Here is a 25,880-nt window from a genome sequence, read left to right on the forward strand (position 1 = left end):
CACATGGTTCCCGCGGCCCCGCCCTACGACGAACGTCTGACAGCTCCCCGTTCCTGGTGGCTGATCGCCGCCGGCATCGGGGTGGCCTGCGCACTGGTGCTGTTCCCCTTCGGCCCGCTGCCGCTGCTGTGCGGGCTGGTGGCCGGCGCCGCGCTGGCGGCCGTGTGCGTGAGCACGTACGGCAGTGTGCGGGTGCGTGTGGTAGCCGACTCGCTGGTCGCCGGCGACGCCCGGATCCCGGTGTCGGCGCTGGGCGAGGCCGAGCCGCTGGATGCCGAGGAGGCGCGCGCCTGGCGTACCTACAAGGCGGACACCCGTGCGCACATGGTGCTGCGCGGCTACATCCCCACTGCGGTGCGGATCGAGGTGACCGACCCCGAGGACCCGACGCCGTACGTGTACGTCTCCACCCGGCACCCGGAGGAACTGGCGGCGGCGCTGCGCGCGGCCCGGGAGACGTCCGCTTCGTAGCTCAGGCGCCGGGCAGCTGATGCGAGGTGCCGGGCAGTTCGTCCGCTGTGCCGCGCAGATCGGCGCGGATGCGTTCGGCGAGCTTCGCGGTGTCCTGGCGGTTGGTGAAGGCGCCGACCGCGGCGCCGATCAGGAACGGTGTGAGGTTCGGCAGATTGCGCAGCGTGCGCTTCATGATCTGCTGCCGCAGCCGGCTGCGGAGTTCCCCTCCCATGGCCACGCTCAGGGTGGCGGGCCGGGTGAGCTCTATGCCCCGCTCGGAGGCCCAGGCCCCCAGGTAGGCGGTGGCCCGTTCGCGGGCGTTGCCGGGCGCGCGGCGGCCGTAGACCTCGTGCAGCTCGGCGATCAGTTTCAGCTCGACAGCGGCGACACCGACGATCTCGGCCGCCAGCTCGGCGGGCATCGCGGGTGGCACCGGCAGCATGGCCGCCGCGCCGACGCCGGCCCCCACGGCCGCCGAGCCCTTGGTGGCTCCGGCGACCAGCTTGTCCGCCAGCTCCTCGGTGCTCAGCCCCGGGAACTGTGTGCGGAGGGTCTCCAGATCCCGCACCGGCACGCGCGGCGCGGTCTCGATGATGCGCTCGGTGACTGTGCGCAGAAAGGCCTGGGCGCGGCGCCCCCGTGTGCGCCACAAGCCCTTGCCGCGCTGGTCGCTCCCGGGCTCGTGCGGGCCGCTCCCGGGCAGTGCGGACGGTGCGGCACCGCCCTCGTACGGCTCTGGGCCGCTTTCGTACGGCATGAGTCCGCCCTCGTACCGGACGAGCGAGGCCGACCGGTCATGAGGGCCTCGCCCGTCGTCACGTGCGCCTTCGACCGCCACGCAGTCGGACCGTTCTCAGGCCGCGCAGTCGCGGCAGATCGGCTGACCGTTCTTCTCCGCTGCGAGCTGGGAGCGGTGGTGCACCAGGAAGCAGCTCATGCAGGTGAACTCGTCCGCCTGGCGGGGCAGCACCCGCACGGACAGCTCTTCGTTGGAGAGATCGGCGCCGGGCAGCTCGAGGCCCTCGGCCTGCTCGAACTCGTCCACGTCGACATTGGACGCGGACTTGTCGTTCCGCCGGGCCTTCAGCTCCTCGATGCTGTCTTCGTTGACGTCGTCGTCGGTCTTGCGTGGAGTGTCGTAATCCGTAGCCATTGTCGCTCTCCCCCTCTGGGTGTCTGTGGTGTCTCCAGCGCACGTAACGCGTGAGAGGCCGGACTTGTGCCCGGCCTGAGGCGGAGATTTTGCCTCACATCAAGGTCTGTTACTCAATCGACACCCAACCGGACCCCTGAAGAGGTGATCATGTCGGTTGTCGAGGAGGACCATAAACGGTCCCCGGTAGCGCTCCGCACACGCCATCCCCGGTACTGCCCACGATTTCCACCTGCGGAAACCTGGCGTTTCCGGGATTTCTTCCCACCTGACCGCCACGCTGTGCCCCCACCTGAAGAATCGCGTGTGTGATCGATCACAGCCCGGCCGTAACCGGCGAGAAGGCCGTCAATTCCGCATATAGCGAACGGCATCCCGGCTACGTCGAGCCATTTCTGGTCACTTTTCGTCACCTCCCACGTCTGTCACATCGCCGGGGCCGCCGACCGCTGTGGCTCTCACAGCGGCAGCGTCACCCGCATCACCAGGCCGCCGTCCTCGCGCGGCACGGCGGAGACCGCGCCGCCGTGCGCCCGCGCCACCGAGCGCACGATCGACAACCCGAGCCCGACTCCCTTGTCACTGCCCGTCCGCTCCGTGCGCAGACGCCGGAACGGCTCGAAGAGGTTGTCCACTTCGTAGGCAGGGACGACGGGCCCGGTGTTCTCCACGACCAGCACCGCCTGCCCCGGCTGGGCCTCCGTACTCACCGAGACCCATCCACCCTCACGCAGGTTGTAGCGCACGGCATTCTGCACCAGGTTCAGTGCGACGCGCTCCAGGAGTACCCCGTTGCCCTGCACATATGTGGGCTGGCGTACTCCGCGCAACTCGACACCCTTGGTTTCGGCCTCGCCACGCGACTGCTCGACGGCCTGCGAGGCCACCTCGGCCAGGTCCACCGGCTTGCGGTCCACCAGCTCGTTCTCGCTCCGGGCGAGCAGCAGCAGACCCTCCACGAGCTGCTCGCTGCGCTCGTTGGTGGCCAGCAGGGTCTTGGCCAGCTGCTGGAGCTCCGGCGAGGCGTCCGGGTCGGCGAGCTGCACCTCGAGCAGCGTGCGGTTGATCGCCAGCGGGGTGCGCAGCTCGTGCGAGGCGTTGCCCACGAAGCGCTGCTGCGCTGTGAAGGCACGCTCCAGGCGGTCCAGCATCTCGTCGAAGGTGTCCGACAGCTCCTTCAGCTCGTCGTCCGGGCCCTCCAGCTCGATCCGCTTGTGCAGATCGGAACCGGCCACCTGGCGCGCGGTGCGGGTGATGCGGCCCAGCGGCGACAGCACGCGGCCCGCCATCACATAGCCGAAGGCGAACGCGGCCACCGCCAGTCCGAGCAGTGCCAGCAGGGAGCGGCGCAGCAGCCCGTCCAGCGCCATCCTGCGCTGCGCCTCCGCACACGCCGACAGCCGCTGCATGAACACATCGCTGGGCAGCGTCCCGGTCAGCCCAGGACAGCGGTCCGAGGTGGGCTGGGCGTTCCCGTTGAGGATGCGGAACGGCAGCTGGCTGGCGTCGTCCAGGGCCTGCGCGGCCAGCAGATAGATGATCGTCAGCAGCAGCATGCCCGCGATCAGGAACATGCCGCCGTACAGCAGCGTGAGCCTTATCCGGATGGTGGGCCGCAGCCAGGGTGAGGAGCGGGGCGTCTCGCGCGGGTCCCAGTTCGGCTTGGGCGGCGCGGGGGGCATCTGGCCGCCGTTGGCGCCGCCTCGGCTGCTGCTCGGGCCGTTGCCCGCGCTGCTGCCGGCGCCCGGGCCGGCCCCGGTGGGGGAGGTGGAGGAAGCCATCGACGTCAGATCCGGTACCCCGCGCCGGGCACGGTGACGATCACCGGCGGCTCACCAAGCTTGCGGCGCAGTGTCATCACCGTCACCCGCACCACATTGGTGAACGGGTCGGTGTTCTCGTCCCACGCCTTCTCCAGCAGCTGCTCGGCGGAGACGACGGTGCCCTCCCCGCGCATCAGCACCTCCAGCACGGCGAACTCCTTGGGCGCCAGCTGGATCTCCCGGCCGTCCCGGAAGACCTCGCGGCGGCCCGGGTCCAGCCGGATCCCGGCACGCTCCAGCACGGGCGGCAGGGCAGTGGTCGTACGCCGGCCCAGCGCGCGCACCCGGGCCGTCAGCTCGGAGAAGGCGAAGGGCTTGGGCAGATAGTCGTCGGCGCCCAGCTCCAGGCCCTCCACCCGGTCGCTGACGTCCCCGGAGGCGGTGAGCATCAGCACCCGGGTGGGCAGGCCGAGCTCGACGATCCGACGGCAGACGTCGTCGCCGTGCACCACCGGCAGGTCGCGGTCGAGCACGACGACGTCGTAGTCGTTGATGTCGATGCGCTCCAGCGCTGCCGCACCGTCGTAGACCACATCGACGGCCATGGCCTCTCTGCGGAGGCCCGTCGCCACGGCATCGGCGAGCAACTGCTCGTCCTCGACGACGAGTACGCGCACGGCGCTGTCCTTCCCTGGATACGGATGAGGATCCCTGGACACAAAGGGGGATCGTGCTCTCCATCGTGCCTCGGACCCCGGTAAATCGGCGGTAAGAGCCGAGGTGAGAGACTGGGGACGGACTCCCGCACGGGACCCTGGCACTTTTTCAGAGCGTTTGAGGTTTCTCTGAGGTTCCGGTTGGGGAGTACCTGAGAACCAACCGCGATCACGCCCTGTGCGCAGCGTGCCACGACGCACCGCTGACGCAAGCCCGGGGACCACGCCGTGATCGGGGAAGCACCACAAACCCTCGGCACTCCCCGTGCCACCGACCCGCGACGAGGGGGCACACCATGGACGCATTCACCGCAGGCATCTTGCAGCGTATACGGACCACCGAGTCCGACCTGCACCGCGCACGTGAATCGGGCGACGACTTCCTCGTGGACGTCGAGCAGTCGGAACTGGAAGACCTCCACCGCCTCGCTGCCGAACACGGCGTACAGGTCGCCTGACGGCGCACTTCACTCTCATCAATGGTGCGGCCCCCTCTCCGGGGGCCGCACCTTTTTGTCGCCGGGTCGCCGGGTCGCCGGGGCGCCCGCTCGCCGGCTAGTCGTGCCAGGCGCCCACCCTCTCCAGCAGCGGCTGGAGGACCTCGAAGACGCCCGGGGAGGCGGCAATGGTGAGGTCACCGTCGGCGGGGCGGCCCAGGCGGCCGCCCGTCAGCGCGCCGGCCTCACGGGCGACGAGCTCCCCCGCGGCGAGGTCCCAGGGGTTGAGGCCGCGCTCGTAGAAGCCGTCGAGCCGTCCGGTGCCGACCTCGCACAGGTCGATGGCGGCCGACCCGCCACGGCGGATGTCGCGCACCCGCGGCAGGAGTTCCTGGGCGACGGCCGCCTGGGCCACCCGCCGCTCGGTGATGTAGCCGAAGCCGGTGCCGATCAGTGCCTGGTCCAGCGGCGGCGACGGGCGGCAGCGCAGCCGGTGCCCGTCCAGATAGGCGCCCTGCCCGCTGACCGCGTGCCAGGTCTCCCCGCGTACCGGTGCCGCCACCACGCCCACGACGCGCTCACCGTGGTACTCGGCGGCGATGGAGACGGCCCAGTCGGGGCGTCCGTACAGATAGTTGACGGTGCCGTCCACCGGGTCGATCACCCAGCGGACGCCGGAGGTGCCGTCGCTGCTGGCGCCCTCTTCGCCGAGGAAGCCGTCGTGCGGGCGGTGCTCGGTCAGAAAGCCGGTGATCAGCTTCTCGGAGGCCAGGTCCATCTCGGTGACGACGTCGATGGGGCTGGTCTTGGTCGCGGCGACGCCCAGGTCGGCGGGGCGGCCGTCGCGCAGGAGGGCGCCCGCGCGGACCGCTGCCTCCTGGGCGAGGGTGAGCAGTTCGGCCTTGAGCGCGTCGTCGGCACGCTCGGGTGCGGACTGCGGGGTGTCAGTCACTTTGTCGCTGCTCCAGTCGTACGTATGTCGCAGGGTGGATGCCCGCAAGGGGCGGGGGCCGCCGAGGCGCGCACGGCCTCAGAGGGCGGGCGCGTCGGCGCCGGCGGCGGCCGGTTTCGGGGTTCGCGCCGGGCAGCAGCCGACCGGGCACACGTCGTGGCTCGGGCCCAGCGCGCCCAGCGCACACCGGGTGGGTGCCTCGCCCCGCTCGGTGGCGGCCCGCTCCAGCACCAGTTCCCGTACGGCGGCGGCGAACCGCGGATCGGCGCCGACGGTGGGCGAGCGGCGCGCGGGCAGGCCCAACTCGGACGCCTTGGCCATGGCTTCGGTGTCCAGGTCGTAGCGGACCTCCATATGGTCCGAGACGAAGCCGACCGGCACCAGCACCACACCTGGCACCCCCTTCCCGTGCAGCTCCTCCAGGTGGTCGCAGATGTCCGGCTCCAGCCAGGGCACCGAAGGAGGGCCGCTGCGCGACTGGTAGACGAGGCTCCAGGGGTGCTGCGTACCGGTGCGCTCCCGGACCGCCTCGGTGATCAGCGCGGCGACGTCGCGGTGCTGTGCCACGTATGCGCCACCGTTGCCGTGTACCTCGACGGGGCCGGAGGTGTCGGCGGCGGCGGTGGGGATGGAGTGGGTGGTGAAAGCGAGGTGGGCGCCGGCGCGTACCTCGGCGGGCAGGTCCTTCAGGCAGTCGAGTACGCCGTCGACCACCGGCTCGATGAAGCCTGGATGGTTGAAGTAGTGCCGCAGCTTGTCCACTCTCGGCGGACGCAGCCCCTCCTCGCGCAGCGTCGCCAGCGACTCGGCGAGGTTCTCGCGGTACTGACGGCAGCCCGAGTACGACGCGTACGCGCTGGTGGCCAGTACGAGCACCCGCTGGTGTCCGTCGCGGGCCATCTCGCGCAGGGTGTCGGTGAGGTAGGGCGTCCAGTTGCGGTTGCCCCAGTAGACGGGCAGATCGAGGCCGTGTGCGGCGAAGTCCTCGCGGAGCCGGTCCAGCAGCGTCCGGTTCTGCTCGTTGATCGGGCTGACCCCGTCGAAGAGGTAGTAGTGCCGGCCCACCTCTTCGAGCCGTTCGGTGGGGATACCTCGTCCCCGGGTGACGTTCTGGAGGAACGGGACGACGTCGTCCATCCCTTCGGGGCCGCCGAAGGAGAGCAGCAGGAGCGCGTCGTAGGGGGCCGGAGAGGAGCCGGGGCCGGGGCCGGGAGGCTCGGTGGGCAGCACATCGGACATGTCTCGATCCTGCCATCCGGTGCTCCCGAGCAGTCGCCGCCCTCGGCGCGAACTCTGGGGTCTCCGGGTGACACCCGTGAGTATGATCCCTCTCCAACTGGTGGGGGTCCGCTGGAGCGGGGGGCGCCGGCGGCCGTGATGCCACACCTCGGCCACCGCAGGGCGAGCCCTCGGCCGGCGCCGCGGCGAGAGGGGACGGTCACGGATGAGCGTGCGGTCAGGCGGCATGCGGTCGACGACGAACAGCCGGGCGGCGACATGGCGCAACTGGGCGGGCAATGTGACCGCCGCGCCGCAGCGCACGGTCTCGCCCTCCACCACGGAGGCCCTCGCCGAGGTGGTGCGCCGCGCGGCCGCCGACGGACTGCGGGTGAAGGCCGCGGGCACCGGTCACTCGTTCACGGCCGCCGCTGTCACGGACGGGGTGCTGATACGCCCCGAACGGCTGACCGGAATACGCGCCGTGGACCGGGCCGCGGGCACGGTCACCGTCGCGGCGGGCACCCCGCTGAAGGAGCTGAACGTCGCGCTGGCGGCGCGGGGCCTGTCGCTGACGAACATGGGCGACATCATGGAGCAGACCGTCTCCGGCGCCGTGAGCACCGGTACCCACGGCACCGGCCGCGACTCGGCCTCGGTGGCCGCACAGATCCGGGAGCTGGAGCTGGTACTGGCCGACGGCTCCGTGCGGCGCTGCTCGGCGGAGGGTACGGAGGAGGAGCGGGCGCTCTTCGCGGCGGCCCGGCTCGGACTCGGGGCGCTGGGCATAGTCACCGAGATCACCTTCGCGGTGGAGCCGGAGTTTCTGCTGACGGCCCGCGAGGAGCCGATGCCCTTCGACCGGGTCGTCGATGAATTCGATCAACTGGTGGCCGAGAACGAACACTTCGAGTTCTACTGGTTTCCGCACACCAACAGCTGCAACACCAAGCGCAACAACCGCAGCGCGGGCCCCGCGGCACCGCTCCCCCGGGTGCGCGGCTGGGTCGACGACGAGTTGCTGTCCAACGGCGTCTTCCAGGCCGCCTGTGCGCTCGGCAAGGCCGTACCCGGCGCCGTTCCGGGCGTCGCCCGTATCTCCAGCCGCGCCCTGTCGGCACGCAGCTACACCGACATCCCGTACAAGGTCTTCACCAGCCCGCGCAGGGTGCGCTTCGTGGAGATGGAGTACGCGATACCGCGGGCCGCGCTGGTGGAGGCGCTGCGGGAGCTGAAGACGCTGGTGGAGCGGTCCAACTTCCGGGTGAGCTTCCCCGTCGAGGTGCGCACGGCGCCCGCGGACGACATACCGCTGTCGACGGCGAGCGGTCGTGAGACGGCGTACGTGGCGGTGCACCTGTACCGGGGCACGCCCCACGAGGCCTACTTCAGCGCGGTCGAGCGGATCATGACGGCGCACGCCGGGCGCCCGCACTGGGGGAAGCTGCACAGCAGGGACGCGGAGTACCTCGCGGGGGTGTATCCGCGGTTCGGTGAGTTCACGGCACTGCGCGACCGCCTGGACCCGGACCGGGTCTTCGGCAACGACTATCTGCGGCGCGTACTGGGCGACTGACCGCGCACGGGCCGTGCCGCGCACCCGCTCGGATGCACGGCACGGCCCGGCGATACGGCCTGGCGGCACGGCCCCGGCGGTACGGCTCCGGAAGCGGGCTAGCCCTGCGAGCTGAGCCCGGGCTGCTGCCCCTGTGGGAGCTGGGAGCCGCTGCCCGCGCCACCGGTCTCCCCCGAGCCGGTCCCGTCCTGGCCGCCCTGCTGGCTGTCCGAGCCGCTGGTGTCCCCGGTGTCGGTGTCACCGCTGCCGGTGTCGCCCGTTCCGCTCGACTGGGAGCGGGACGGGGCGGGCGTCGGCGTCGTCTTGCCTCCGTTGTCGCCGGAGTCGGTCCGGCCGCTCTCGCCGCTGTTCCGGTCACTCGGATCGGTGGACTGCTGGGAGCCCTCCGGAGTGGGGGTCGGGCTGCCGCCGTTCTCCGAGGTGTCCGGATCCGGGGTGGCGGGAGGCGCGTCAGGCGAGCCGCCGGTGGAGGAACCGTGGCCCGGCCGGAAGACGCCGCTGATGGAGGTGCCCTTCCCGCCGGACACGCTGTGGCCCGAGATCGCCTCGTACAGCGTGACGCCGCCGATCGCGATCACGAACACCACGACGGCGGGCAGCAGCGTGCGCCGCCAGCCGCGCCACTTGGTGCCATGAGTGGTGGCCTCGGTGAACTCCCCGTTCCCCGGCGGTTCCTCGGCTCGTGCCCCGGCACGTTCCTCGGCGCCGGGCGCGCCCGCGGGCCGCTTGACGGTGCCCAGCACCCGGGTCGCGTCGTCGCGGCGCAGCATCCGCGTCGCGTCTTCGCTCCGCAGCGCCTGGGTGGCGCCCGAGGTACGCAGCACCTGGGTGGCATCCGCGCCTTCGGAGCTGCCTTGCGTGCCGTTCTCGGTCTCCCTGCCCCATGAGGTGGTGGGAAGCAGTTGGGTGGCAGCGGCTCGGTTGCCGTGCAGCGCCTCGGCGTTGTGGACGGCCTGGCCGGTGTGCCGGCCGTCGTCGTCCTTCCAGCCCGCGGCGGGGTCCCGCACCGGGGCCTGCCGCGCCTTGGGCGGAACGGTGACTTCCTTGAGCTGCTCGCCGGTCTTGCTGAAGAAGTGCTGGAAGATCGGACCGCCGCTGGTGGCGACGAGGCTCACGACACCGGCGCCGAGGAAGGTGCCGTACACCCCGAGCTGCCCTGCCGCGAACGCGGCGATCACCGCGGCGACCGCGCTGCCCAGCACCTGGGCCACGCTCAGATCCGGCTTCTTGGCACTCTTGCTCTCTTCCTGCTTTTCGGATTCATTGCTGGATATCGATCGCTTGTCGCTCTTGTCCATCTACCGCCCTTGATCGCACACTCCAACCACTGTGCACGAATAGGGGACTTTCGAGGGAAGGCAAAGGTTCCATTTAGGGTGGTTCTGTGACGCTTCCCACCCCCGTATCCAGGCCAAATGGACTCTTGGGGCGTCAACTCCCTTACTCCGGAGCAACTTCGGTGGCGCGGCGGTCCACCCGGGTGGCCCTAATGGAGTAGTGTGACGAGCCCTGGTCTCGGTTCTGACCCGGCGCTGGCTGCACACGGTGACCACCTCGGTCACTGTGCGTTGTGAGGAGGTAACCGTGCCATAGCGGCGGTTCTGGGCAGTTCCATAGGATTCGAACAACGATCTGGAAACAGCCTCGGACCCCGAGGAAGTCGGCAAGGTTGTGGCAGGCTGCACCCGGGCAGGCCACACTCGTCTAGCGGGAGCAGCGACGCACGTGACGTCGGCAGGCACCACCCGGGAGGTCCCCATGCCCGAACTGCGTGTCGTGGCCGTCAGCAACGACGGCACACGACTGGTGCTCAAAGCTGCCGACAGCACGGAATACACGCTTCCGATCGACGAGCGGCTGCGCGCCGCCGTCCGGAACGACCGGGCGCGGCTGGGCCAGATCGAGATCGAGGTGGAGAGCCACCTGCGGCCTCGCGACATCCAGGCCCGGATACGAGCCGGTGCCTCCGCTGAGGAGGTCGCGTCACTCGCGGGCATCCCCGTCGACCGGGTACGCCGCTTCGAGGGCCCCGTGCTCGCCGAGCGCGCGTTCATGGCCGAGCGCGCCCGCAAGACTCCCGTACGCCGCCCCGGCGAGAACGTCGGGCCGCAGCTCGGTGAGGCCGTCGCCGAGCGGCTGCTGCTGCGCGGCGCCGACAAGGACTCCGTGCACTGGGACTCCTGGCGACGCGACGACGGCACCTGGGAAGTGCTGCTCGCCTACCGCGTCGCGGCCCAGCCGCACTCGGCGACCTGGACCTACGACCCGCCGCGCCGACTGGTGCAGGCGGTGGACGACGAGGCCAGGGCGCTCATCGGCGAGACCGACGACACCCCGGAGCCCAGCTTCCCGTTCGTGCCCCGGATCGCCCGGCTGCCGCGGGAGCGTACGGACCGGAGCGAGCGCTCCGGCTCCGGCCGGCACGAGTTGGAGCCCGCCGGGCCGGCGCCCGCGCCGGGCGACGAGGACGACCAGCCGCCGCCCGGTGCCGAGGACGGCAGCGGCACCCCCGACTCGCTGACCAGCCTGCTGGAGGCGGTGCCCAGCTTCCGGGGCGACCTGGTCGTGCCCGAGCCGAAGCCCTCCGTCGCGGACGAGGACGGTGAGACGGCCGCCTCCGCCGAGACGGCGGCGGCCGAGACTGCCGAAAGCGAGCGGGAGCGCGAGGAGGAGCAGGAGGCCGTGGAGCCGCCCGCCCCCGCCGCGAGTGCCGGATCGGCGTACGCCGATGTGCTGATGCCGCGGTCGGTGGGCGCCCATCGGGACCGGCTCAAGGGCAACACGGACCGGCAGGCCGAGGCCGACGGCGTCCGCCCGGGGCGGCGCGCCGCCGTGCCCAGCTGGGACGAGATCGTCTTCGGCACCCGCCGTAAGAAGGAGTAGCCGAGCAGCCGAGCGTGAGGGCCGGCGCTGTCGCGGCGGACTTTTGTGAGGGGGCGAATGGACCTGCCGGTCCGTTCGCCCCCTCGCGCTCCCCCTCGCGGGGACGGGTTCAGCCGCGTTCGGGGCCGGTGGCCACCGGGCGGCCGGGGTCGGCGGTCCACTCGCTCCAGGAGCCGACGTAGAGGGCCGCGTCGAGGCCGGCGAGGTGGAGGGCGAGCACCTCCTGGGCGGCGGAGACGCCGGAACCGCAGTAGACACCGACCTCGGTGTCGGGGCCGACGCCGAGGGCCTCGAACCGCTCCGCGAGGGCACTCGCGGAGCGGAAGGTGCCTGCGTCGGTGAGGTTCTCCGTGGTGGGCGCGGAGACGGCGCCCGGAATGTGCCCGGCGACCGGGTCGATGGGCTCGACCTCACCCCGGTAGCGCTCCGCGGCGCGCGCGTCCAGCAGCACCCCGCGCCGGGCCAGTGCGGCGGCCTCGTCCGCGTCCAGGGTGGGAAGTCCGCCCGGCGAGGGGGTGAAGTCGCCGGGCACCGGATCGGGGGTCTCGGTGCTGACCGGCAGCGCTCCCCCGCCTTCCGGATCGCGGTAGCTCTGCCACGCCTCCAGGCCGCCGTCCAGCACCCGGACATCGGGATGGCCCGCCCAGCGGAGCAGCCACCAGCAGCGGGCCGCGGCCCAGCCGCCGCCGAGGCCGCCCGCGTCGTAGACGACGACGGGCCGGTCAGCGGACACACCCGCACGGCGCATGGCCGCGCCGAAGATGTCCAGCCCGGGCAGCGGGTGGCGGCCGGTGCCCTCCCCGGGGGGTGCGGCGAGCTCGCTCTCCAGATCGATGTAGACGGCGCCGGGCAGGTGGCCCTTCTGGTACGCGGGCAGGCCCGGGGGGTCGCCCGGCTTGTAGCGCACGTCGAGCAGCACGGGTGCGGCTCCGGCTGCGAGGTCGCTCGCGAGCGCCGGTACGGAGATGATGGCTGTCATGGCGCCATCTTCGCGCAGCCTTCCGCTCGCCGACCCCGCGGTCCTGTGACGGCACACGGATCGGGGATTCTCCGTCTGGAAGCGGCAAAAAGCGGCGCGGCCGGGGAGCGCGGCACGACAGGTGGTGACAGCATCTGCACTGGCGAGTAGTCATGGAGTCGCGGCAAGGACGCCGGGGCACTTCCACCCGCACGACCGCATCGATGATGGTCAAGGAGCGAAGCAGATGACCGAGGCAGCGACTCGGCTACGGCACACGCCTGGCGCGCCCGCATGGGCGAGTCTGATGGTGCACGGGCTGGATGTCGGCAAGGAGTTCTACCAGGGCCTGTTCGGCTGGGAGTTCCGTGCCGGGCCCCAGCAGCTGGGCCCGTATGTGCGCGCGGTCGCGGGTGGACACGAGGTGGCGGGGCTGGGGAAGAAGGCGAGCGGCAGGCAGTTGCCGACCGCGTGGCTGCCGTATCTGGCGACCGACGACGCCGACGAGACGGCGTCCGCCGTCCGTTCGTACGGCGGCACGGTCGCGGTGGGTCCGCTGGACGCGGAGTCGGCCGGGCGGATGGCCATCGTCGCCGATCCGCACGGTGCACCGTTCGGACTGTGGCAGGACATGCACCTTCCGGCCCTGGGGACGGCGCCGCGGGGGATGTTGGGGGCTCCGGTCTGGTTCGAGCTCGTCACCCGGGAGGCGAGCACGGTGGTCAAGTTCTACCAGGCGGTGTTCGGTTACGACGCGGAGAGCATCGAGGCGCCCGGCTTCGACTATCTGACACTCTGCGTCGACGGCGAACCGGTGGCCGGAATCCACGGCGTCGGAGACGCGCTGCCGCGCGACCGGGGGCCGCACTGGCGTACGTACTTCGCGGTGGAGGACCCGGACGGGATGGCGCGCCGCGCCGAGGAGCTGGGGGGCCTGGTGGTGCGCGGCCCCGACGACTCACCGTACGGGCGGCTGGTGACGCTCGCGGACCCGGAAAGTGCGCACTTCAGTGTGATTCGGCCCGTCGCAGCGGATCGCTGAGTCCGCGCCGCGGCGGCACCTTCGGCGCCGTGGTGGGTTCGTCCACCGGGAGAACATCGGGCGAGAGCGCGCCGGCGCCCGCCGAGGCCGCTGTGAGCCGCCTGCGGTGGTGGCGCCTGCACAGCACTTCGTAGCCGACCTGGCCGCTGGGTTCGCCGACGTCCCCCACGACCACCTGCGCGCCTTCGACCACCATCCGGCCGCCGACGGTGCGCGCGTTGTGGGTGGCACGGGCACCGCACCAGCACAGCGCCTCGACCTGGAGGGTCTCCAGCCGGTCGGCCAGCTCCATCAGCCGCTGGGAACCGGGGAAGAGGCGGGTACGGAAGTCGGTGGCGATGCCGAACGCGTAGACGTCGATGCCCAGGTCGTCCACGACGCGGGCGAGCTGCTCGACCTGCTCGGGCGCCAGGAACTGCGCCTCGTCCACGATCACGTAGTCGGTGCGGCCCCCGGCGGTCAGATGGCGTACCAGGTGCTGCTGGAAGTTGAGGTCCTCGGCCACTTCGACGGCCTCGGCGACCAGGCCGAGCCGGGAGGAGAGCTTGCCGGCACCCGCGCGGTCGTCCCGGGTGAAGATCATCCCCTGGAGACCGCGCGCCGAGCGGTTGTGCTCGATCTGGAGCGCCAGCGTGCTCTTTCCGCAGTCCATCGTTCCGGAGAAGAACACCAGCTCTGGCATGGGAGGTTCGGGCCTTTCTCGGTGCGGTTCCTCGGGTTGGGGAGCGCGTACGGAACGCCGGGGCGCGCGTACGGGACGTGGACGCGGAGCGTCAGGTGCGGACCTCCAGCAGCGGAACGAGCTGTTCGGCCGCGGTCGCCGAACCGTGCATCCCGATCAGTTCGGACTCCTTGGGCTCGCGCCGGGTGGCCACGACGGCGATGTCGTCGCGCATCGCGGCGATCACGTCACCGAGCCTGCCGCGTACCCGCGGCTCCACGCCCGGGCCGAACCAGCCCAGATCGACGGCCTCTTCGCGGGTCGCCACCCACGCCTGCTCGGCCAGCACCTCGCGCCAGACGGCGTGCACGTCGCCCGTCGCGCCGGGAACCGCGTAGACGTGCCGCATCCGGCCCTCGCCGCCCAGCTGGGCGACGCCGGCGCTCAGCTCCCAGTCCTCGTCGAAGTCGATCCGGGCCTCGGGGTTTTCGGGGATGTCGACCATGCCGTGGTCCGCGGTGATGTAGAGCGCGGAGCGCGGCGGCAGCTGCTCGGCCAGGCGCTGTGCGAGCCGGTCGACGTACATCAGCTGGCCGCGCCAGGCGTCCGAGTCCATGCCGTAGCGGTGGCCGTTGCCGTCCAGCTCCGCGTAGTACGTGTACACGAGGGCGCGGCCCGCGGCGGCGAGGCGTTCGGCCGCGAGGTCCATACGGTCCTCGGCGGAGAGCCGGCCGAGGAAGGTGCCGCCGGACAGAGCGATCTTGGTGAGCGGGGTGTGTTCGAAGTGCGGTGCCGTCACCTGGCAGGTGGCCACTCCGGCGGCCTCGGCCTGCTGGAAGACGGTGGGGTACGGCTGCCACACGTGCGGCTCGGTCCAGGGCTGCCAGCGCAGCTGGTTCATCAGCCGGCCGGTGGCCGGGTCCAGCGCGGTGTAGCCGGGCAGTCCGTGCTCGCCCGGGACGCGGCCGGTGCCGACGGAAGCCAGCGAGGTGGCCGTGGTGGAGGGGAAGCCGGAGGTGATCGGCTCGCCCGTGCCGGCGGTGGAGCTCGGTAGCAGCGACGTGAGGAACGGCGCCTCGTCGGGGTGGGCCTTGAGCGCTTCCCAGCCCATGCCGTCCACCAGGAAGACGCAGACGCGGTCGGCGGGCGGGAGGACCAGCCCGGTCCGCATGCCGGGGACGCCGAGTCCGGCGGCGAGGGAGGGCAGCAGATCGGCCAGGGAGCCGGAGCCGTAGCGCGGAACGGGTGCGGTGCGCGGGTCGAGCGGTGCGTCCAGCACAGCCCCGTCGTGCGGGGCGGTCTGCAGCGGGTGCGGGATGTTCTCAGCGGTCACTGCGAGGGTCCGACCCGGGTGCCGGCGGTGGCCTCGGACAGCGCCTGCGCGAAGGCGAGGGTCTGACGGACGGTGTCCGGGCCGTCACCGGCCTCGCTGACCCGCAGCGAGAGATCGTCTGCGGTGGCGGAGCCCGTATAGCCGTGGTCCGCCTCGCAGTTGGGGTCTCCGCAGGTGGCGGGCTCGATGTCGAGGCGGGAGACGGCGCCCCAGCCGATGGTGAGGACGACCTCGCGGGGCAGGGTGCCGGGAGTGTAGGACTCCGGGTTGGCCACCACCCGGGAGAGCACGACCGAGGAAATCCGCTCCAGCTTCACCGACTCGGTGGACGTGGTGGCGTACGGGGAGGGCGAGGTGCCGTCCGCCGCCTGCTCGTCGGTGTGGCTGACGAGGAAGCGGGTGCGGGTGAGCACCAGGACCGTGACGTGGCGACGGACCTCGTTGGAGTCGAACGTCGTCTCTTGATGCACGAGGTACGAAGCCACCGGCTCCCCACCCACCGCTGCCTCGACAGCCTCGGCTACGAGGGCCGGGTAGTAGCCGCTGCGCTCGATCGCCTCACGCAGACCCTGCGTCGTCGTACCGGTCTTCGCCATGACAGCCATCCTAAGGGCCGTACGGCGGCACAGCCCCGGCCCGCTCCCCCTGGTACGCCCCCGGTGCTCCGTCAGTACGCCGGGAGCCTACGGGCGCCCAGGTCGGGGCGGTATCCGGGGTCCGCGACCCGGACGGCGGCGCTCAGCACTGTCACACCCCGGGGTGCCACCACCACCGGGTCGAGCTCGACGGCGACCACCTGCGGGTGATCGTCCATCAGCAGCGAGACCCGCAGCAGCACCTCTTCCAGCGCCGCGGTGTCCGAGGGCTCGGCCCCGCGCCAGCCGAACAGCAGCGGCGCCGAGCGGATCGCCCTGACCAGCCCGGCGGCCTCCTTGTCGGTGACGGGCACCAGCCGGTGTGCCGTATCACCCAGCAGTTCGGAGGGCGGGCCCGCGAGACCGAAGGACAGGACGGCGCCGATGGCCGGGTCGAGCGTGCCCCGCACGACCGTGCCCACGCCGCGCGGAGCCATCGCCTGCACGACAGGGCGCAGCTCCTCAGGGGCACCGAGCGCTTCGGTCAGCTCCCCGTAGGCGCGGCGCAGCCCCGCCTCGCCCGCGATGTCCAGCCGCACCCCGCCCAGGTCGGCGCGGTGCCGCAGATGGGGCGCCGTGGTCTTGAGCGCGACGGGGAAGCCGAGGGTGCGGGCCGCCTCGACCGCCGAGTCGGCGTCGGGGGCGGGCAGCGTGGGCTGGACGGCGATCCCGTAGCTGTGCAGCAGCCGGGCCGCCTCCTCATCGGTGAGGGCCCGGCCGCGCTCGGGGTGGCAGGGGTCGCGTGGGCCAGCAGCTCGGCTGCGGCGGACTCGTCGACGTCGAGGTCGGGCACCTTGCCCGGCTCTCCGGCTTCCGCGCGCCACCGGGCGTAGCGCACCGCCTCGGCCAGGGCCCGGGCGGCCCGCTCGGGCGTCGGGTAGGACGGCAGCCCGCGCCTGGCGAGCGCCTTCTGCAAGCCCTCCATCGCCAGGTGGACGACCGCCACGGGCTTGCGCGGACCGCCCTCGGCGGCGGCGACGGCCTCGACCGCTTCCCGCAGTGCGTCGGCGAGGGCCTCGACATGGCCGTCGGGCGGGGTCTCGGCCCCGGCCGTGCCGGTGCCGCCCGGCAGCTCCGCTGGGACGGAGGGGATGACGGTGACCAGCACGGCGTCGGTGGCCGCGTCGGTGAGCGCCTCCCGCAGCGCCCTGCCGAAGTCGCCGGGCCCGGCCGAGCTGGGCAGTGCCACGACGGGGCGGGGGCGCAGTCCGTCGGTGAGGCAGGCGTCGTAGGTCAACAGGCTCATCGCGTCGGTGTTGCCGAGGATGCCGACGTGCGGGCCCGCGGGTGGCGGCTGTTCGGACAGGAGTACGCCGGTGTCCAGCAGCTCGGTGAAGGTGTCCACCATCAGTACGCCCGCCTGGCGCAGCAGCGCGTAGACGGTGGCGTCGGGGGTGCGGGCCGCCGGCGCGGCGTGGCCCGGTGGGGGTGCGCTGCCGCGCTGCCGGGCGCCCTTGACGACGACCACCGGCTTGCGGGCCGCGGTACGCCGGGCGAGCCGGGTGAATTTGCGCGGGTTGCCGATGGACTCCAGGTACATCAGCACGACGTCGGTCGCCGCGTCCTCGTCCCAGTGCTGGAGCAGGTCGTTCCCTGAGACGTCGGCGCGATTGCCCGCGGAGACGAAGGAGGAGGGGCCGATGCCGCGCCGGTCGAGCCCGTCGAGCAGGGCGATGCCGATGGCGCCGGACTGAGTGAAGACGCCGATTCTGCCGCGCGCGGGCATCCGCAGCGAGGGGGTGGTGTTGAGCCGTACGTCCTCGCCGGTGTTGATCAGGCCGAGGGCTCCGGGACCGATCAGCCGCATGCCGTAGGACCGGGCGAGGCGGACCAGTTCGCGCTGCTCGTCCCGGCCGACCCCCTCGGAGAGGACGACCAGGCCCCGCACGGCCCCCTCACCGCAGTCGCCGACGACGGCGTGCAGCTGGTCGGCGGGGACGGCGAGCACGGCCAGATCGACGCGCTCCGGGATCTCCCGCACCGACCGGTACCCGGGCACCCCGGCCAGGGTCGGCGACGCAGCGGGGTCCAGCGCGTGGTTGACGGCGTAGAGCGGCCCCGGGAAACCCGCGGTGCGCAGGCTGCCCAGTACGGCACGCCCGGCGCCGCCGGGGCTGCGGCTGGCGCCGACGACGGCGACGGAGCCGGGGGCCAGCAGGCGGGCGACGGAGCGGGCCTCGGCACGCTGTTCCCGGGCCCGCATGACGGCCAGCGAGCGCTCGGTGGGCTCCAGGTCGAGGGTGAGGTGCACGGAGCCGTCCTCGAAGCTGCGCTTCTGGGAGTATCCGGCATCCGTGAACACCTTGATCATCTTGGTGTTGGCGGGAAGCACCTCGGCGGCGAAGCGGCGGATGCCGCGCTCCCTGGCCACGGCACCGATGTGTTCGAGGAGCGCGGAGGCCACTCCCCTGCCCTGCTGGTCGTCGCGGACCAGGAAGGCGACCTCGGCCTCGTCGGCGGGCTCACTGGCGGGGCGGCCGAGGTGGTCGATGCGGTCGTAGCGGACGGTCGCGATGAACTCGCCACCGATGGTCGCCGCCAGGCCGACACGGTCGACGTAGTCGTGGTGCGTGAAGCGGCGCACATCGCGGTCGGACAGCCGGGGGTAGGGCGCGAAGAAGCGGTAGTACTTCGACTCGTCGGACACCTGCTCGTAGAAGCTGACCAGCCGCTCCGCGTCGTCGGGGGTGATCGGCCGGACCCGGGCCGTACCGCCGTCGCGCAGCACGATGTCCGCTTCCCAGTGGGCCGGATAGGCGCGCTCCTCGGGGCTCGGCATGGGGCCAGCGTACGGCGGAGGGAGGGCGCGTGCTGAGGGGCTCGGAGGTGCGTCGTATTGTCACGGACAAGAACAATCTCGACGACCCGAAGGGCAACACCATGGTTGAGCGCCGCGTCACCGTCGGCTGGGCCGAGGGGCTGCACGCCCGCCCCGCCTCCATCTTCGTCCGTGCCGCCTCGGCAGCCGGGGTCCCGGTCACCGTCCGCAAGGGCGAGGGCAATCCCGTCAACGCGGCCTCCATGCTCGGTGTGCTCGGCCTCGGGGCCGAGGGAGGCGAGGAGATCGTCCTCGCCTCCGAGGCGGACGGCGCCGAGCAGGCCCTCGACCGGCTGGCCAAGCTCGTCTCCGAGGGCCTGGAGGAGCTGCCCGAAACGGTCTGACCGAACGTGAGGGCTTAGGCCGTCGCGGATACCGCCGGACCCTGTGGTCGGTGGTTGCTCGCCGTCGCGGCGGACAATTACGAGGGGGGCGCTGCACCTGGCGGTGCAGCGCCCCCCTCGTGCTCCCCAGGCCGGGGGCGGTCTCCGCGACGGGCTCAGCCGCGACGTCCGGTCAGAGCTTCACGCCGTGGTCGCGGAGGTAGGCGACCGGGTCGATGTCCGAGCCGTACTCGGCGGAGCTACGCGCCTCGAAGTGCAGGTGGGGGCCCGAGGAGTTGCCGGTGGAGCCGGAGAGGCCGATCTGCTGGCCCGGCTTCACCTGCTGGCCGACCGAGACACCGATCGAGTTGAGGTGGCCGTACTGCGTGTACGTGCCGTCCTTGTGCTTGATGACGATGTTGTTGCCGTAGGCACCGCCGTTGCCGGCCTCCACGACCTCGCCGGCGGCCACGGACTGGACCGGGGTGTTCATGCCCGCGTGGAAGTCGACGCCGGTGTGGCTGCCGGACGACCACATGCCGCCGCCCTGCTGGTAACCGGTGGAGACGTAGGAGCCCTCGACGGGCGCCACATAGGCGTTGAGCTTCGCCCGCTTGGCTTCGCGGGCGGCCCTCTCCTTCGCCGCGCGCTCCTTCTCGGCCTTCTCGGCGGCCGCCTTGCGCTTGGCCTCGTCGGCCTTCCGCTTGGCCTCCGCCTTCGCCTTGGCGGCCTCCTCCTTGGCCTCGGTCTCGGCATGGGTCTGCTCGGCCTGGAGGGCCTGCTCGTATGCCTGCTGGTCCAGCGTCTCGGAGATCGGGCCGGCGACGGCCTCGCTCACCTTGGCGTTGTGCTTGACGGGGGCGTTGTTCTGGCCGCCGCTCGCGGCGAAGGCGGGGGAGGCGATGGACCCGACGACGCCCACGGTGGCGAGGCCGGCTATGCCTGCCGCTCCCCCTGCGGCCCTGCGGGCCTTGCTCGGACGCCTGTGCTTGCCAGTGGCACGGGTGAACGCCATACGGAGGCGTACTCCTTTCCTTCCTTCTCGCCTACCGGGTTAGCTGACGGGTTCGGAGCAGGAAGGTCTCCTACGGGCCGCCTCTTGCGAGGCCGTCCGATTCACCCCAATGGGACCTGGGTCCCCGGTCCCCCTCGGCAGGTGCGCCTCGGGGATTCGGCGATCGCTGTCCGTCGGCCGCGGGTGCGGTCACTTCTGACGGACAGCGGCAACGACGCTAATCGGGCCCAACTCCGAGCGGCAAACGAATCCCTGGGTTTGTCACGTACGCCACACTCCAACTCATCAGCAATCGCGACAGAAACGGACATTGAGAGGGGCCCGGAAGGAGTGATTCCTCCTCCCGGGCCCCACTTCCTACTGCCGTTCGCGCCCCGCCCGCGGGCTCTACGAACCGGAGACCACCTTGACGTCGCCGATCCCCAACTCCCTTACCGGATCGGCGATCTGCGAGGCGTCGCCGACCAGCACCGTCACCAGCCGGTCGGCGGGCAGCGAGCTGACCGCCGCCGCCGTGGCCTCCACCGTGCCCGTCTCGGCGAGTTGGGCGTAGAGCCTGGCCTGGTAGTCGTCCGGCAGATACTGCTCGACCTGGTCGGCCAGCGTCCCCGCGACGGCCGCTGCCGTCTCGTAGCGCAGCGGCGCGACACCCACCAGGTTCCGTACCGCCACGTCCCGTTCCTCGTCGGTCAGGCCCTCGGCGGCCAGCTTCCGCAGCACCTGCCACAGATCGTCCAGCGCGGGCCCCGTCACATCGGTGGCCACCGAGCCGCTGATGGCCAGCAGCGCGGCTCCGGTGCCGTCCTCGGCGGAGCGCAGCACCTGCCCGAACGCGCGTACGCCGTAGGTGTAGCCCTTCTCCTCGCGCAGCACCCGGTCCAGCCGGGAGGTGAGGGTGCCGCCCAGGCAGTAGACGCCCAACAGCTGCGCGGGCCACACCCGGTCGTGCCGGTCGGGGCCGACGCGGCCGATCAGCAGCTGCGTCTGCACCGCTCCGGGCCGGTCCACGATGACGACCCGGCCCGAGTCGTCCGCGGTGATCGGTGACATCGGGCGGGGCGCGGCCGCGGCTCCCGTCCAGCTGCCGAGGGTCTCGGCGAGCGCCGCGTCCAGATCGACGCCCTCCAGATCGCCGACCACGACGACGGTGGCCGTCGCCGGGTGCACATGGGCCTCGTAGAAGGCGCGTACGGCAGCCGCGTCGATGCCCCGCACCGTCTCCTCGGTGCCCTGCCGGGGCCGCGACATCCGCGACGCGGCGGGGAAGAGTTCGCGGGAGAGTTCCTTGGCGGCGCGGCGGGCCGGGTTGGCCAGCTCGTGCGGGATCTCGTCGAGCCGGTTGGCGACGAGCCGTTCGACCTCGCTGTCGGGGAACGCCGGTGCGCGCAGCGCGTCGGCGAGCAGGCCCAGCGCCTTGGGCAGCCGGGACACCGGCACCTCCAGCGAGACCCGCACACCGGGGTGGTCGGCGTTCGAGTCGAGCGTGGCGCCGCACCGCTCCAGCTCGGCGGCGAACTCCTCGGCCGTGTGCTTGTCCGTGCCCTCGCTCAGCGCGCGGGCCATGATGGTGGCGACCCCGTCCAGCCCCTCGGGCTCCGCGTCCAGCGGCGCCATCAGGGTCACCTCGACGGCGACGACCTCCTGCCCCGGGCGGTGGCAGCGCAGCACCGTCAGCCCGTTGGGCAGCGTGCCGCGCTCGGGGGTGGGGAAGGCCCACGGCTTGGGGGTGCCGCTGGGCGGCTGGGGGTGGAACTCCATGCTCTTCCCTGCTGTCTCCGCGATGCCCGCGGGGCTGGTGCCCGCCACTGCCGCGGGGCTCTGGCTCGTGCTCGCCGGTGTCTCGCTCACTGCCCGGTCTCCTCGTCCTCGTTCGCCGGCTCGTCCTCGTCCGCCAGCGGTTCGTACACGAGCACGGCGCGGTTGTCGGCGCGCAGCCGCTGGGCCGCCACCTCCCGCACCTCCTCGCGGGTCACCTCCAGCACCCGCCGCACCGCTGTGAGCGCCAGCTGCGGGTCGCCGAAGAGGACCGCGTACCGGCACAGTTCGTCGGCACGGCCGCCGACCGTGGCCAGCCGGTCCAGCCACTCGCGCTCCAACTGCGCCTGGGCCCGCTCCATCTCCTCCTCGCCGGGCCCCTCCTCCGCGAAGCGGCGCAGCTCCTCGTCGACCGCCGCCTGGATGTCGGCGATCTCCGCGCCGCTGGACGCCTTGATGTCCAGCCAGCCCAGCGAGGGGGCGCCGGCCAGCCGGAGCAGGCCGAAACCGGCTGCCACCGCGGTGCGGTCGTGCCGCACCAGCCGGGTGTAGAGGCGGGAGGACTCGCCGCCGCCGAGCGCGGTCAGCGCCAGGTCAGCTGCGTCCGCCTCGCGGGTGCCGTCGTGCGGCAGGCGGTAGCCGTTCATCAGCGCGCGGGAGGGCACGTCCTCCTCGACGACCTCGCGCTTCTCCTCACCCATGAGCTCGGGCAGCACGCCGTCCCGCGGGGGGCGCTTGCCGTCGTGCCCCGGGATGGAGCCGAAGTACTTCTCGATCCAGGCGAGTGTCTGCTCCGGGTCGATGTCGCCGACGACGGACAGCACGGCGTTGTTGGGCGCGTAGTACGTACGGAAGAACTCCTGCGCGTCCTGGAGGGAGGCCGCGTCCAGGTCTTCCATGGAGCCGATCGGGGTGTGGTGGTAAGGGTGGCCCTCGGGGAAGACCATGGCGGTCATCCGCTCGAAGGCGGTGCCGTAGGGCACGTTGTCGTAGCGCTGGCGACGCTCGTTCTTGACCACGTCACGCTGGTTCTCCATGGACTCCTCGTCCAGCGCGGCCAGCAGCGAGCCCATCCGGTCTGCTTCCAGCCACAGGGCGAGCTCCAGCTCGTGGGCCGGCATGGTCTCGAAGTAGTTGGTGCGCTCGAAGCTGGTGGTGCCGTTCAGCGAGCCGCCGGCGCCCTGCACCAGCTCGAAGTGCCCGTTGCCCTTGACCTGGGCCGAGCCCTGGAACATCAGGTGCTCGAAGAGGTGGGCCAGGCCGGTGCGGCCCTTCGCCTCGTGACGGGAACCGACGTCGTACCAGAGGCAGACAGCGGCGACGGGGGTCAGATGATCCTCGGAGAGCACCACCCGCAGGCCGTTGGCCAGCCGGTGCTCCGTCGCTGTCAGCCCACCGGTGGCCGGCGGGGGCGTGGCCGTGTGACCCATGGGCGTGGAGTCCCTTCGCTCGCGGGGGTATCCCGGCCTGGCGCCGGGAACTGCCGACCGCCTGGCGCCTCACGCGACCGGCGGCCCTGTCACTGTATGCAACCACGCCGACAAGGTGCGAAGTTCCCGTACGGTCTACCGAGCGACCGCCCTGTCAGTGCGGCGGTCCACAATGGTCGACCGAGAGCATGTCGGTCCGAGAGCACGACCTCCGAGAGCACGACCCGAGAGCACAAGAGCGACAGCACGAAGCAGCGAAGGAGCCGCAGCCGCGATGGCCCGCCGCAGTAAAAGCCGTACACCGGCACCGGAGCCGGGAGAGGACTTCGAGGAGCGCATCGTCGACATCGACGTCGTCGACGAGATGCAGGGCTCCTATCTGGAGTATGCGTATTCGGTCATCTACTCGCGCGCGCTGCCCGACGCCCGCGACGGGATGAAGCCCGTACAGCGCCGGATCCTGTACCAGATGCACGAGATGGGCCTGCGCCCCGACAGGTCGTATGTGAAGTGCGCCCGCGTGGTGGGCGAGGTGATGGGAAAGCTGCACCCGCACGGTGACTCGCCCATCTATGACGCGCTGGTGCGCATGGCGCAGGACTTCTCCATGCGGCTGCCGTTGGTGGACGGCCACGGCAACTTCGGCTCGCTGGGCAACGACGACCCGCCCGCGGCGATGCGCTACACCGAGTGCCGCTCCGCGCCTGCCGCCGGGTTGATGGTCGAGTCGATCGACGAGGAGACGGTCGACTTCGGCGCCAACTACGACGGCAGCGAGCAGGAGCCCGTCACACTGCCCGCCGCCTACCCCAACCTGCTGGTGAACGGCTCCTCGGGGATCGCGGTCGGCATGGCGACGAACATGCCGCCGCACAACCTGACCGAGGTCATCTCGGCGGCCCGGCATCTGATCAAGCACCCGGGTGCGGACCTTGAGACCCTGATGGGCTTCATCCCGGGCCCCGACCTGCCGACCGGCGGCAAGATCGTCGGCCGGGAGGGCATCAAGGACGCCTACGTCTCCGGGCGCGGCACCTTCAAGATCCGTGCCACCGTGTCGATCGAGCAGGTCACGGCGCGGCGCAAGGGTCTTGTGGTCACCGAGCTGCCGTTCGCCGTCGGCCCCGAGAAGGTCATCTCCAAGATCAAGGACCTGGTCAACGCGAAGAAGCTCCAGGGCATCGCGGACGTCAAGGACCTCACCGACCGCGAGCACGGGCTGCGTCTGGTCATCGAGGTCAAGAACGGCTTCAACCCGGAGGCCGTGCTGTCCCAGCTGTACAAGCTGACGCCGATGGAGGAGTCCTTCGGCATCAACAACGTCGCGCTGGTGGACGGCCAGCCGCTCACCCTCGGCCTCAAGGAGCTGCTGGAGGTCTACGTCGACCACCGGTTCGACGTGGTGCGGCGGCGCAGCGAGTTCCGGCGCGGCAAGCGGCGCGACCGGCTGCATCTGGTGGAGGGCCTGCTGGTGGCGCTCGTCGACATCGACGAGGTCATCAGAATCATCCGGTCGAGTGAGAACGCCGCGGAGGCCAAGGCGTCCCTCATCGCGCGTTTCGACCTCAGCGATATCCAGACCCAGTACATCCTCGACACCCCGCTGCGCCGGCTCACCAAGTTCGACCGCATCGAGCTGGAGGACGAGCGGGACCGGCTCAAGGGCGAGATCGAGCAGCTGACCCGGATCCTGGAGTCGGACGCGGAGCTGCGCAAGCTGGTTTCCTCCGAACTGTCCGCCGTCTCCAAGAAGTACGGCACCCCGCGCCGCACCGAGTTGCTGGACTCCGCCGAGGTTCCGGTTGCCGCAGTGCCGCTGGAGGTCGCCGACGACCCGTGCCGGGTGCTGCTCTCCTCGACCGGTCTGCTGGCCCGTACGGCCAACGGCGGCATGGAGTTCGGCGAGTCCGCCAAGCGCGTCAAGCACGACGTGATCGTCTCCGCCGTACCAGCCACCACACGCGGCGAGGTCGGCGCTGTGACCTCGTCCGGCCGGCTGCTGCGACTGCAAGTGGTCGACCTGCCGCAGCTGCCCGAGACGGCCACCTCGCCCAATCTGGCGGGCGGCGCGCAGATTTCGGAGTTCCTCACGCTGGAGGGCGACGAGACGCTGGTCTGTCTCACCACGCTGGACGAGTCCTCGCCGGGCCTGGCGATCGGCACCGAACAGGGCGTCGTCAAACGCGTGGTGCCCGACTATCCGGCGAACCGGGGGGAGTTGGAGGTCATCACCCTCAAGGAGGGTGACCGCATCGTCGGCGGAGCCGAGCTGCGCACCGGCGAGGAGGACCTGGTCTTCATCACCGACGACGCGCAACTGCTGCGCTTCCAGGCGGGTCAGGTACGCCCGCAGGGCCGCCCCGCGGGCGGCGTGGCGGGCGTCAAGCTGGCCCAGGACGCGAAGGTGATCTTCTTCGGCGCCGTCGACCCGGGCGCCGAGGCGGCCGTGTTCACGGCAGCCGGCTCCGAGGGCACCCTCGACGACTCACTGAGCACGGCCAAGCTCACCCCGTTCGACCAGTACCCCCGCAAGGGGCGCGCGACGGGCGGTGTGCGCTGCCAGCGCTTCCTCAAGGGAGAGGACCGGCTGCGGCTGGCCTGGGCCGGCGCCACGCCCGCTCTGGCGGCGACCAAGACCGGCGCCCCCGCCGAGCTGCCCGAACCCGATCCCCGCAGGGACGGTTCGGGTCTGCCGCTGAAGAAGCAGGTCGCGGCGGTGGCCGGGCCGGTGTAGTGGCCGGGGGTGCTGGGGGGCTGGC

The 25,880-nt window shown here is 71.7% G+C and carries 21 protein-coding genes, 1 pseudogene and 1 riboswitch; of the genes and pseudogenes, 7 read left to right on the forward strand and 15 right to left on the reverse strand.

Annotation, left to right across the window (positions count from 1 at the left end):
- Positions 1–3 precede the first annotated feature (3 nt).
- A complete protein-coding gene (locus ACQEU8_RS09205; protein WP_433098736.1) occupies positions 4–471 on the forward strand; it encodes a DUF3093 domain-containing protein in 468 nt (155 codons plus the stop codon).
- 1 nt (position 472) lies between these two features.
- Here ACQEU8_RS09205 and ACQEU8_RS09210 read toward each other — a convergent pair whose 3' ends face one another.
- The 4 genes from ACQEU8_RS09210 to ACQEU8_RS09225 all read right to left on the reverse strand — a co-directional run bounded on the left by ACQEU8_RS09210 (position 473) and on the right by ACQEU8_RS09225 (position 4,046).
- Positions 473–1,210 (reverse strand): hypothetical protein, encoded by a 738-nt coding sequence (locus ACQEU8_RS09210; protein WP_433098738.1) that lies wholly within the window; start codon positions 1,208–1,210, stop codon positions 473–475.
- Positions 1,211–1,306: 96 nt separating this feature from the next.
- A complete protein-coding gene (locus ACQEU8_RS09215; RefSeq protein WP_016470291.1) occupies positions 1,307–1,606 on the reverse strand; it encodes a DUF4193 domain-containing protein in 300 nt (99 codons plus the stop codon).
- 458 nt (positions 1,607–2,064) lie between these two features.
- Positions 2,065–3,288 (reverse strand): sensor histidine kinase, encoded by a 1,224-nt coding sequence (locus ACQEU8_RS09220; RefSeq protein WP_433102251.1) that lies wholly within the window; start codon positions 3,286–3,288, stop codon positions 2,065–2,067.
- A gap of 104 nt (positions 3,289–3,392) precedes the next feature.
- Positions 3,393–4,046, reverse strand: coding sequence for a response regulator transcription factor (locus tag ACQEU8_RS09225; RefSeq protein ID WP_433098741.1), 654 nt, complete (start codon positions 4,044–4,046; stop codon positions 3,393–3,395).
- A gap of 335 nt (positions 4,047–4,381) precedes the next feature.
- On the opposite strand from ACQEU8_RS09225, the gene ACQEU8_RS09230 reads away from it, so the two are divergent.
- The gene (locus tag ACQEU8_RS09230) at positions 4,382–4,543 is read left to right on the forward strand and encodes a hypothetical protein (RefSeq protein ID WP_181856676.1); all 162 of its coding nucleotides are present in this window, start codon (positions 4,382–4,384) and stop codon (positions 4,541–4,543) included.
- A 97-nt stretch (positions 4,544–4,640) separates the two neighbouring features.
- Here the strand turns inward: ACQEU8_RS09230 and ACQEU8_RS09235 are convergent, their stop codons facing one another.
- Positions 4,641–5,474 (reverse strand): inositol monophosphatase family protein, encoded by an 834-nt coding sequence (locus ACQEU8_RS09235; RefSeq protein WP_433098743.1) that lies wholly within the window; start codon positions 5,472–5,474, stop codon positions 4,641–4,643.
- 78 nt (positions 5,475–5,552) lie between these two features.
- Positions 5,553–6,713, reverse strand: a complete 1,161-nt coding sequence (locus tag ACQEU8_RS09240) for a ferrochelatase (protein WP_433098745.1) — start codon at positions 6,711–6,713, stop codon at positions 5,553–5,555.
- A gap of 226 nt (positions 6,714–6,939) precedes the next feature.
- Here ACQEU8_RS09240 and ACQEU8_RS09245 point away from each other — a divergent pair, with 226 nt between their 5' ends.
- Positions 6,940–8,268 carry a D-arabinono-1,4-lactone oxidase gene (locus ACQEU8_RS09245; protein WP_433102253.1) on the forward strand — a complete coding sequence of 443 codons (1,329 nt, stop codon included), beginning with the start codon at positions 6,940–6,942 and terminating at the stop codon, positions 8,266–8,268.
- A 98-nt stretch (positions 8,269–8,366) separates the two neighbouring features.
- Here the strand turns inward: ACQEU8_RS09245 and ACQEU8_RS09250 are convergent, their stop codons facing one another.
- Positions 8,367–9,566 carry a hypothetical protein gene (locus ACQEU8_RS09250; protein WP_433098747.1) on the reverse strand — a complete coding sequence of 400 codons (1,200 nt, stop codon included), beginning with the start codon at positions 9,564–9,566 and terminating at the stop codon, positions 8,367–8,369.
- 460 nt (positions 9,567–10,026) lie between these two features.
- Between ACQEU8_RS09250 and sepH the strand changes: the two genes are divergently transcribed.
- Positions 10,027–11,151, forward strand: coding sequence for a septation protein SepH (gene sepH, locus ACQEU8_RS09255; RefSeq protein ID WP_433098749.1), 1,125 nt, complete (start codon positions 10,027–10,029; stop codon positions 11,149–11,151).
- 109 nt (positions 11,152–11,260) lie between these two features.
- Here the strand turns inward: sepH and ACQEU8_RS09260 are convergent, their stop codons facing one another.
- Positions 11,261–12,130, reverse strand: coding sequence for a sulfurtransferase (locus ACQEU8_RS09260; RefSeq protein ID WP_433098751.1), 870 nt, complete (start codon positions 12,128–12,130; stop codon positions 11,261–11,263).
- Positions 12,131–12,356: 226 nt separating this feature from the next.
- Here ACQEU8_RS09260 and ACQEU8_RS09265 point away from each other — a divergent pair, with 226 nt between their 5' ends.
- Positions 12,357–13,151, forward strand: coding sequence for a VOC family protein (locus ACQEU8_RS09265; RefSeq protein WP_433098753.1), 795 nt, complete (start codon positions 12,357–12,359; stop codon positions 13,149–13,151).
- On the opposite strand, the gene ACQEU8_RS09270 is transcribed toward ACQEU8_RS09265, so the two are convergent.
- The 4 genes and pseudogenes from ACQEU8_RS09270 to ACQEU8_RS09285 all read right to left on the reverse strand — a co-directional run bounded on the left by ACQEU8_RS09270 (position 13,117) and on the right by ACQEU8_RS09285 (position 18,559).
- Complete coding sequence (locus ACQEU8_RS09270; RefSeq protein ID WP_433098755.1) at positions 13,117–13,833, reverse strand: thymidine kinase; 717 nt, start codon at positions 13,831–13,833, stop codon at positions 13,117–13,119. The genes ACQEU8_RS09265 and ACQEU8_RS09270 overlap by 35 nt on opposite strands.
- 91 nt (positions 13,834–13,924) lie before the next feature.
- Positions 13,925–15,118: an alkaline phosphatase family protein gene (locus ACQEU8_RS09275; RefSeq protein WP_433102255.1), complete on the reverse strand. Its 1,194-nt coding sequence runs from the start codon at positions 15,116–15,118 to the stop codon at positions 13,925–13,927.
- 23 nt (positions 15,119–15,141) lie between these two features.
- Positions 15,142–15,741, reverse strand: coding sequence for a DUF5998 family protein (locus ACQEU8_RS09280; protein WP_433098757.1), 600 nt, complete (start codon positions 15,739–15,741; stop codon positions 15,142–15,144).
- 71 nt (positions 15,742–15,812) lie between these two features.
- Positions 15,813–18,559 (reverse strand): annotated as a pseudogene (locus tag ACQEU8_RS09285) (GNAT family N-acetyltransferase).
- Positions 18,560–18,660: 101 nt separating this feature from the next.
- Here ACQEU8_RS09285 and ACQEU8_RS09290 point away from each other — a divergent pair.
- Positions 18,661–18,942, forward strand: coding sequence for an HPr family phosphocarrier protein (locus ACQEU8_RS09290; protein ID WP_433102258.1), 282 nt, complete (start codon positions 18,661–18,663; stop codon positions 18,940–18,942).
- Positions 18,943–19,114: 172 nt separating this feature from the next.
- Here the strand turns inward: ACQEU8_RS09290 and ACQEU8_RS09295 are convergent, their stop codons facing one another.
- The 3 genes from ACQEU8_RS09295 to ACQEU8_RS09305 form a co-directional block, all read right to left on the reverse strand.
- On the reverse strand, positions 19,115–19,936 hold the full coding sequence (locus ACQEU8_RS09295) for a M23 family metallopeptidase (RefSeq protein ID WP_433098759.1): 822 nt from the start codon (positions 19,934–19,936) through the stop codon (positions 19,115–19,117).
- Between the two features lie 14 nt (positions 19,937–19,950).
- Positions 19,951–20,108, reverse strand: a riboswitch (cyclic di-AMP (ydaO/yuaA leader).
- 215 nt (positions 20,109–20,323) lie between these two features.
- Complete coding sequence (locus ACQEU8_RS09300; protein WP_433102260.1) at positions 20,324–21,694, reverse strand: M16 family metallopeptidase; 1,371 nt, start codon at positions 21,692–21,694, stop codon at positions 20,324–20,326.
- An 86-nt stretch (positions 21,695–21,780) separates the two neighbouring features.
- Positions 21,781–23,121 (reverse strand): M16 family metallopeptidase, encoded by a 1,341-nt coding sequence (locus tag ACQEU8_RS09305; RefSeq protein ID WP_433098761.1) that lies wholly within the window; start codon positions 23,119–23,121, stop codon positions 21,781–21,783.
- A gap of 274 nt (positions 23,122–23,395) precedes the next feature.
- On the opposite strand from ACQEU8_RS09305, the gene ACQEU8_RS09310 reads away from it, so the two are divergent.
- On the forward strand, positions 23,396–25,855 hold the full coding sequence (locus ACQEU8_RS09310) for a DNA gyrase/topoisomerase IV subunit A (RefSeq protein ID WP_433098763.1): 2,460 nt from the start codon (positions 23,396–23,398) through the stop codon (positions 25,853–25,855).
- Positions 25,856–25,880 lie beyond the last annotated feature (25 nt).

The sequence above is a fragment of the Streptomyces sp. CA-250714 genome, assembly GCF_050936705.1.
Classification (GTDB): Bacteria; Actinomycetota; Actinomycetes; order Streptomycetales; family Streptomycetaceae; genus Streptomyces.

What these genes read in the sequence shown, in the direction of transcription:
- ACQEU8_RS09205 (WP_433098736.1), top strand. Translation starts at nt 4, where the DNA reads ATGGTTCCCGCGGCCCCGCCCTACGACGAACGTCTGACAGCTCCCCGT.
- ACQEU8_RS09210 (WP_433098738.1), bottom strand. Translation starts at nt 1,210, where the DNA reads ATGCCGTACGAAAGCGGCCCAGAGCCGTACGAGGGCGGTGCCGCACCG.
- ACQEU8_RS09215 (WP_016470291.1), bottom strand. Translation starts at nt 1,606, where the DNA reads ATGGCTACGGATTACGACACTCCACGCAAGACCGACGACGACGTCAAC.
- ACQEU8_RS09220 (WP_433102251.1), bottom strand. Translation starts at nt 3,288, where the DNA reads ATGCCCCCCGCGCCGCCCAAGCCGAACTGGGACCCGCGCGAGACGCCC.
- ACQEU8_RS09230 (WP_181856676.1), top strand. Translation starts at nt 4,382, where the DNA reads ATGGACGCATTCACCGCAGGCATCTTGCAGCGTATACGGACCACCGAG.
- ACQEU8_RS09240 (WP_433098745.1), bottom strand. Translation starts at nt 6,713, where the DNA reads ATGTCCGATGTGCTGCCCACCGAGCCTCCCGGCCCCGGCCCCGGCTCC.
- ACQEU8_RS09245 (WP_433102253.1), top strand. Translation starts at nt 6,940, where the DNA reads ATGCGGTCGACGACGAACAGCCGGGCGGCGACATGGCGCAACTGGGCG.
- ACQEU8_RS09250 (WP_433098747.1), bottom strand. Translation starts at nt 9,566, where the DNA reads ATGGACAAGAGCGACAAGCGATCGATATCCAGCAATGAATCCGAAAAG.
- sepH (WP_433098749.1), top strand. Translation starts at nt 10,027, where the DNA reads ATGCCCGAACTGCGTGTCGTGGCCGTCAGCAACGACGGCACACGACTG.
- ACQEU8_RS09260 (WP_433098751.1), bottom strand. Translation starts at nt 12,130, where the DNA reads ATGACAGCCATCATCTCCGTACCGGCGCTCGCGAGCGACCTCGCAGCC.
- ACQEU8_RS09265 (WP_433098753.1), top strand. Translation starts at nt 12,357, where the DNA reads ATGACCGAGGCAGCGACTCGGCTACGGCACACGCCTGGCGCGCCCGCA.
- ACQEU8_RS09270 (WP_433098755.1), bottom strand. Translation starts at nt 13,833, where the DNA reads ATGCCAGAGCTGGTGTTCTTCTCCGGAACGATGGACTGCGGAAAGAGC.
- ACQEU8_RS09280 (WP_433098757.1), bottom strand. Translation starts at nt 15,741, where the DNA reads ATGGCGAAGACCGGTACGACGACGCAGGGTCTGCGTGAGGCGATCGAG.
- ACQEU8_RS09290 (WP_433102258.1), top strand. Translation starts at nt 18,661, where the DNA reads ATGGTTGAGCGCCGCGTCACCGTCGGCTGGGCCGAGGGGCTGCACGCC.
- ACQEU8_RS09295 (WP_433098759.1), bottom strand. Translation starts at nt 19,936, where the DNA reads ATGGCGTTCACCCGTGCCACTGGCAAGCACAGGCGTCCGAGCAAGGCC.
- ACQEU8_RS09300 (WP_433102260.1), bottom strand. Translation starts at nt 21,694, where the DNA reads ATGGAGTTCCACCCCCAGCCGCCCAGCGGCACCCCCAAGCCGTGGGCC.
- ACQEU8_RS09305 (WP_433098761.1), bottom strand. Translation starts at nt 23,121, where the DNA reads ATGGGTCACACGGCCACGCCCCCGCCGGCCACCGGTGGGCTGACAGCG.
- ACQEU8_RS09310 (WP_433098763.1), top strand. Translation starts at nt 23,396, where the DNA reads ATGGCCCGCCGCAGTAAAAGCCGTACACCGGCACCGGAGCCGGGAGAG.